General features: G+C 71.5%; 6 protein-coding genes. 4 read left to right on the plus strand and 2 right to left on the minus strand.

Translation table 11 applies throughout. The features are described 5' to 3' along the window. From VFZ20_RS24105 to VFZ20_RS24115, 3 genes are all read left to right on the plus strand, one after another. The coding region (locus VFZ20_RS24105) for a hypothetical protein (RefSeq protein WP_329686510.1) at window positions 1-468 on the plus strand (468 nt) is incomplete at its 5' end. A gap of 188 nt (window positions 469-656) precedes the next feature. After that, complete coding sequence (locus tag VFZ20_RS24110) at window positions 657-1,550, plus strand: NAD(P)-dependent oxidoreductase (protein ID WP_329686511.1); 894 nt, start codon at window positions 657-659, stop codon at window positions 1,548-1,550. Between the two features lie 163 nt (window positions 1,551-1,713). Then, on the plus strand, window positions 1,714-3,114 hold the full coding sequence (locus tag VFZ20_RS24115) for an NAD-dependent succinate-semialdehyde dehydrogenase (protein ID WP_329686512.1): 1,401 nt from the start codon (window positions 1,714-1,716) through the stop codon (window positions 3,112-3,114). 284 nt (window positions 3,115-3,398) lie between these two features. On the opposite strand, the gene VFZ20_RS24120 is transcribed toward VFZ20_RS24115, so the two are convergent. Continuing rightward, window positions 3,399-4,172 (minus strand): hypothetical protein, encoded by a 774-nt coding sequence (locus VFZ20_RS24120; protein WP_329686513.1) that lies wholly within the window; start codon window positions 4,170-4,172, stop codon window positions 3,399-3,401. Between the two features lie 116 nt (window positions 4,173-4,288). Further along, on the minus strand, window positions 4,289-5,227 hold the full coding sequence (locus VFZ20_RS24125; protein ID WP_329686514.1) for a serine hydrolase: 939 nt from the start codon (window positions 5,225-5,227) through the stop codon (window positions 4,289-4,291). A gap of 362 nt (window positions 5,228-5,589) precedes the next feature. Here VFZ20_RS24125 and VFZ20_RS24130 point away from each other — a divergent pair, with 362 nt between their 5' ends. Then, entirely contained in the window at window positions 5,590-6,204 is a 615-nt protein-coding gene (locus VFZ20_RS24130) for a C40 family peptidase (protein ID WP_329686515.1), read from the plus strand. Window positions 6,205-6,383 lie beyond the last annotated feature (179 nt).

Raw genomic sequence — 6,383 nt, forward strand, 5'->3', positions numbered from 1 at the left:
TCGCGCGGCGCCGGTCGCGCGCCCATTGCCCGGGTGCGCGGCGCCGTGGCCGACAACCAGCCCGTGCGTGTCCGCATCGTCGTGGACGACACCACGTCGCCGCGGGGGCGCGGCGCGTGGATGGCCCTGCGCGGCCGGCGCCTGGTTCCCCACCTGCACGTCCGCGGGCTGGGGGACGATTCGGCGGCCGTGCCGTGGATGCCGTCCGGGGTGGGCCAGGCGCTGCTGCGGCCCCGGGACGACCCGTTCGACGTGGACTTCATCACCCGCGGCCGGGAAGCGCCGCCCTCGCTGTACCGCCTGGACCTGCGGCCGGAGGGCGTGCCCGCGTGGCTGCCGCGCTACGACGCCGAGCGCGCGTCCGACCGCCGGCGCACCTATGGGCTGGGCCGCCTGTTCGAGGGCGTCCGTGCCGCCGACCCGCTGTCGTCACCCCCCGTCCTGCGGCTGTACGCCGTCGTGAGCTGAATCCGCCGATCCCGATCCCGTTCAGGCCCGCTACGCGCGAAGTACCCCGGTTCCCGCGTGGACCGGGGTACTCTGCGTCCTCCGCGGCTCTGCGTGAGAATGCCGTTGCTCTCGGACCTGTCGCGCCCGCGGCATCGTCCTTCCAGGGGCGAACCCGGAGATCACGGAACCCGGGGGAAAGAGGACGAATGCGGATCGCGTTTCTGGGGACGGGCGCCATGGGACTGCCCATGGCGCGCAATCTGGTTGCCGCCGGCCACGAGGTCACGGCGTGGAACCGCACCCGCGCCCGCGCTGAGGCGGTCGAGGGCGCCACCGTGGCCGACACGCCCGCCGAGGCCGCGCGCGGCGTGGAGGCCGTCATCACCATGCTGGCGGACGACGCGGCGGTGGAACAGGCCGTGTTCGGCGACGAGGGACTGCTGGACGCGCTGCCGGCCGGCGCCGTGCACGTCTGCGCGGCCACCATCAGCGTGGCGCTGTCGCGGCGGCTGGCGGAAGCGCACGCGGCGCGCGGGCAGGGCTACGTGGCGGCGCCCGTCTTCGGGCGGCCGGACGCGGCGGAGGGGCGGCGGCTCAAGATCGTGGCCGCGGGCGCGCCGGACGTGGCGGAGCGCGTGCGCCCCCTGCTGGACGCGCTGGGCGAGCGCACGTTCTGGATGGGCGACGACGCGCCCGCCGCGCACGTGGTCAAGCTGTGCGGCAACTTCCTGCTCGCCAGCATGGTGGAGGTGCTGGGCGAGGCGTTCGCCCTGGCGCGCAAGTCCGGCGTGGAGGCATCGGCGCTGGAGGAGGTGCTCTCCGGCACGCTGCTGGGCTCGCCCATCCTTCCCGGCTATGCCAGGCTCGTGGCGTCGGAGCGGTGGACGCCGCCGGGGTTCCCGATGAAGCTGGGGCTCAAGGACGTGCGCCTGGTGCTGGCCGCGGCGGACGCGGCCGCCGTGCCCATGCCCGTGGCCGGCGTGGTGCACGACCGCATGCTCAGCGGCGTGGCGCGCGGCCGGGGCGAGCTGGACTGGGCCGCCGCCGCGGCGCTCGTGGCCGAGGCCGCGGGGCTGGAATCGCCGGCCAAGGGCGGGTGATCGGCCGCATCCATCGCCCGCGGCCCGGGACCATCGTCGGCAGGAATCGTGGATAATCCGCATCCGCCGATCGGTGTCCGGTTGCCGCGGGCAGCGCGACGCCGCAGGATAGGATGCGGCGCACGTCATCCACCGAAATCCAGAGCCGGAGCCAGGCCGACCGATGCCCATCGCCACCATCAATCCCGCCACGGGCGAAACGCTGCGGACCTTCGACGCGCTCACGCCGGAGCAGCTCGAGCACAAGCTGCAGCGCGCGTCCGATGCCTTCAGCCGTCACCGGCGCACGTCCATTGCCCAGCGGGCGGAGAAGATGCGCCGCGCCGGCGAGCTGCTGGACGCGGAGAAGGAAAAGTGGGCGCGGCTGATGACGATGGAGATGGGCAAGACGCTCGCGGCCGCCCGCGCCGAGGCCGAGAAGTGCGCCTGGGTGTGCCGCCATTACGCCGACCACGCGGAGCGGATGCTGGCCGCGCGGCCCGTGGACGTGGGCGGCACGGCGCGCGGCGAGGTGCACTTTCTCCCCATCGGCGCGGTGCTGGCCGTGATGCCGTGGAACTTCCCGTTCTGGCAGGTCTTCCGCTTTGCCGCGCCGGGACTGATGGCGGGCAACGTGGGGCTGCTCAAGCACGCGTCCAACGTGCCGCAGTGCGCCCTGGCCATCGAGGAGATCTTTCTCCGCGCGGGCTTCGAGGAGGGCGTCTTCCAGGCGCTGCTGATTGGCTCCGACGCCGTGGCGGGCATCCTGGACGATCCGCGCGTGGCCGCCGCGACGCTCACGGGCAGCACGCCGGCGGGGCAGAGCGTGGCGGAGCGGGCCGGGCGCAACCTCAAGAAGACGGTGCTGGAGCTGGGCGGCAGCGATCCGTTCATCGTCATGCCCAGCGCGGACCTGGACGCCGCCGCGCGCACGGCGGCCAGGGCGCGCTGCATCAACAACGGGCAAAGCTGCATCGCCGCCAAGCGCTTCATCGTGCACGCGGAGGTGGCGGACGCGTTCGCCGAGCGCTTCGTGGCGGAGATGCGCAGGCTGCGCGTGGGCGACCCCATGGCGGACGGCACGGACGTGGGCCCGCTGGCCACGGCCGCCATCCGCGACGAGGTGGCCGAGCAGGTGCGTGCGTCCGTGAAGGCGGGCGCGCGCGTGCTCACGGGCGGCGAGCCGATGGAGGGGCCGGGCTTCTTCTATCCGCCCACGGTGCTGTCGGAGGTGCCGGAGGACGCGCCTGCGTACCACGAGGAGGTCTTTGGCCCCGTGGCCACGATCTTTCGCGCGGCGGGGATCGACGAGGCCATCGCGCTGGCGAACGATTCCGTGTTCGGGCTGGGCAGCAGCGTGTGGACGCGCGACGAGGACGAGCGGCGCCGCTTTGTCGACGAGATCGAGGCGGGGATGACGTACGTGAACGCGATGGTGGCGAGCGATCCGCGGCTGCCGTTCGGCGGGGTCAAGCAATCCGGCTACGGGCGGGAATTGGGCGAGTTCGGGATCCACGAGTTCGTGAACATCAAGAGCGTGTGGATCGAGGACGGCGCGCCGGAGACCCTGCCGGACGCGGAGTAGGCCCTCACCCGCTCGCTGTCGCTCGCACCCTCTCCCGCAAACTGCGCGGGAGAGGGTGTAGACTTCGAACGGCCTCCCTGCAGCGTTGGCAGGCACCCGGCCCGAGCGGGTAAACGCGAAAGGCCGCTCCGGTGCACCGGAGCGGCCTCTTCTGGGGCAGTCCGCGCAGGCGGACTTCGCGAGTTTCCAGCGGCGAATTCATTCGCTCCGGCGCGGACTTCGCCACCCCGCCGCGGTCCATCCCGCCACCTCGCCGCGGTCCATCCGCCCCGTCCCGCTATTCCCTATTCCCGGGAGTTGGGGATCACCGCACCGTCCGGCACGGCGCACCGCTCAGTGTTCCGGCGCCGGCGGTAGACGTGGTGGGCCGCGTACTCGGCCACGGGGATGAGCAGAAAGGGCGCGAAGAGCATCCATACGAACAGGTACTTGCCCATGTAGTACGCGTTGGCGGTAGCGTGCAGGGTACGCGGCAGCATCTCGTACATGCGCGGCTCCACCTTCGCGAGGTCCAGGTGGCGCAGGGCCTCGATGGGGCGCCGCGCCGCCTCGGGCGCGTTCACCTGGTCGATGGCGTGGTGGACGATGGCGACGTTCAGCTGGTACAGGGCCGCGCGCGCGAACCGGTTGCGCACGTGGTCCGTCTGCATCTGCCGGGCGATGAGCGTTTCCACGGTCACGGGCTCGCCGTCGCCCCGCGCGCCGATGGTCGCGTCGATGGACGCCTGCAGGGCCGGCAGGTATCCGTGCGCGTACGCCAGCATGGAGGCGGAGCCGTGGTCGATGGCGCGCCGCGTAACGCGGTGCGCGCCGTACACGCTGCCCAGCGCCCCGCCCAGCGTGAGCATCAGCAGCGGCACGTAGACAAAGTGCAGCCGCGCGGCCCACGCCCACGCCGGAACGTCGCGCCGCAGCATCCCCCGCCGCCGGCAGACGATCATCAGCCCCACGCCCGCGACCAGCCCCAGCACCGCGAACGCGATGGCCGTGAGCAGCACCGTGCCCGTGGAATCCAGCAGCGTTCCGACGAGCACGTCGGGGGAGGATACGTAGTTCATCGGCAGGACGGGAAAGCGTCAGGCGGGGAAACGGATGATCGGCGCCGCAATCCTAATCCCATGCGCCGGAGCGAACAAGGCGGGCCCGGAATGATCCGTTCCGGGCCCGCTATTCCCTATTCCCTGTTCCCTATTCCCTGAAAGCTCGGGATCACTGCCGCCGGCGCGGAGGGATTGAAGAAGCGATACACCTCCACCCCGATGCGCGCCATCAGCAGGTTGACGGGGTTGTCGGTCGCGTACGAGGTGTCGCGGTTCTCGCGCGTCATCACGCAGACGGCCACCGGCGCGTCGGGGCCGTACAGGATGCCGCAGTCGTTGCGCGACTGGTCCACGTCGCCCGTCTTGTGCGCGGCCGTGGCGCCGTCGGGCAGCCAGCGCACGAGCTTGTTCCAGTCCTCGTTCTGCCGCAGGATGGAAAGCGCCAGCGAGTCCATCCGCGGCGACACGGCGCGTCCCTGGTGCAGCAGGGCGAACAGCCGCACCGTCTCGTCCGGCGTGGTGACGCCCAGACCGTAGCGGACGGAGCTGTCCATGGCCACGCTGGTGTTCCGCAGGAACGTCTTGCTGTGAATGCGCGTGGCGGGCAGCCCCAGCGAGTCCATCTTCGCCCACACCGTGCGCATGGGCACCTTGTCCAGCACGAGGTTGGTGGCGGTGTTGTCGGAGATGATGATCATCAGCCGCGCCGCGTCTTCCACGGTGATGCCCAGGCCGCTGTGAAAGTGCTGCAGCACACCGCTGCCGCCCACCTGGTCGCGGGCGATCATGGTGATGAGATCGTCCAGGCGGATGGCGCCGCGCCGCACCTCGTCCAGCAGCGCCACCAGGACCGACACCTTGATGAGCGACGCGGACGGGAACTTCTCGTCGCCGCGGATGGAGAGCGTCTGCCCCGTCGCCAGGTTCTGGATGCTGACCCCCACCGTGCCCTCGTACGGCCGGATGATCTCCTCCAGCGTGCGCCGCAGCGCCCCCACGTCCGCCTGGGCCGCGGCGGATGCGGGGACGAGCGCGGTGGCCAGCAGCGCGAGTACGGCGAGCAGTCTGCGCATGGGTCGGGTCGGACGGGTGGATGGATGCGGATGCGCGGGAAGCGGACACCGAGCGGATCCACTTCGGGTCCGCGCAAGATGCCGCGCGCCCGCCCGTCTGTCCACACCGCCTTATCCGCCTACCCGAAGACGAATCCGCAAGCCGATGCACCGCAACATGCTACGGGATCAGCGAAACCGAAGGTGTTGACGCCCTCCCATACGCGGTCTAGGTTGCCGCCCGTTCAACCCGAGCAGTTTCTGATCGTACCCGTCCGGCGCCGCCGCGGCCGTTCCTGGAGTCCTCTCGCGTGGAGGAGGGACGCCCACGCGGAACTTCTGTTTCCTGGCGCCGGGAACGTGGACCCAAACCCCGTGAACGAATGACCCGGAACCGTGGAAACGCGCTTCGCGCGCTCCTGCTTCCCGTCCTCCTCGTCCCCACGGTCGTGCTGGCCCAGGAAGGCCCGCTGGCCAGAAACACGGACGCTCCCCGCTTTACCATCGAAGCCCGCCGCGATTCCGTCGTCGCGCTCGCCCGGCAGCAGCTCGGGCGCCGCTACGTCTTTGGCGGCACGTCGCCCAGCGGCTTTGACTGCAGCGGATTCACGCAGTACCTGGCTCGCGCCTTTGGCGTGAACCTGCCGCGCACGGCCGCCCAGCAGGCCCGCGTGGGGCAGGAGATCCCCCGCGATCCCAGCCAGCTGCGCCCCGGCGACCTGCTCACCTTCGGCCGCGGCAACCGCGTCACGCACATCGGCGTGTACGTGGGCAACGGCCGCTACGTGCACGCCAGCAGCGGCCGCGGGCAGATCACCGAGAGCAGCCTGGACCGCCCGCAGAGCAGCCTGGTGCGCGCCTGGATGGGCGTGCGCCGCGTGTTTGGCGCGGAGACGGACAGCGCCGCGATGGTGGCCCAGCGCCCGGTTGTCGTCCCGCGTCCGATGTCGCCCGACGTGGCCCCCGCCGCCCCGCGCCCCGCCCGCCGCCGCGGCTGATCGCGAGTCATCGGCAGATGCGACGAAGCCGGCTCCCTGCACGGGGCCGGCTTCGCTGTTTCCATCCGGGTTCCGGAAAACTAGTTGTTTCCTGAGGGGCCCTCACGAGCTCGAACGTGCACGGATGCGTGCGGCCCCGAAGGATCTTCCCGCCCTGGCAAGGACCCGGTCCAGCAGCG

This window comes from Longimicrobium sp. (genome assembly GCF_036280135.1).
Classification (GTDB): Bacteria; Gemmatimonadota; Gemmatimonadetes; order Longimicrobiales; family Longimicrobiaceae; genus Longimicrobium.

Bases quoted from the DNA above. Each gene is read 5' to 3' on its own strand.
- VFZ20_RS24120 (WP_329686513.1), bottom strand. From the start codon at position 4,172: ATGAACTACGTATCCTCCCCCGACGTGCTCGTCGGAACGCTGCTGGAT.
- VFZ20_RS24130 (WP_329686515.1), top strand. From the start codon at position 5,590: ATGACCCGGAACCGTGGAAACGCGCTTCGCGCGCTCCTGCTTCCCGTC.
- VFZ20_RS24110 (WP_329686511.1), top strand. From the start codon at position 657: ATGCGGATCGCGTTTCTGGGGACGGGCGCCATGGGACTGCCCATGGCG.
- VFZ20_RS24115 (WP_329686512.1), top strand. From the start codon at position 1,714: ATGCCCATCGCCACCATCAATCCCGCCACGGGCGAAACGCTGCGGACC.
- VFZ20_RS24125 (WP_329686514.1), bottom strand. From the start codon at position 5,227: ATGCGCAGACTGCTCGCCGTACTCGCGCTGCTGGCCACCGCGCTCGTC.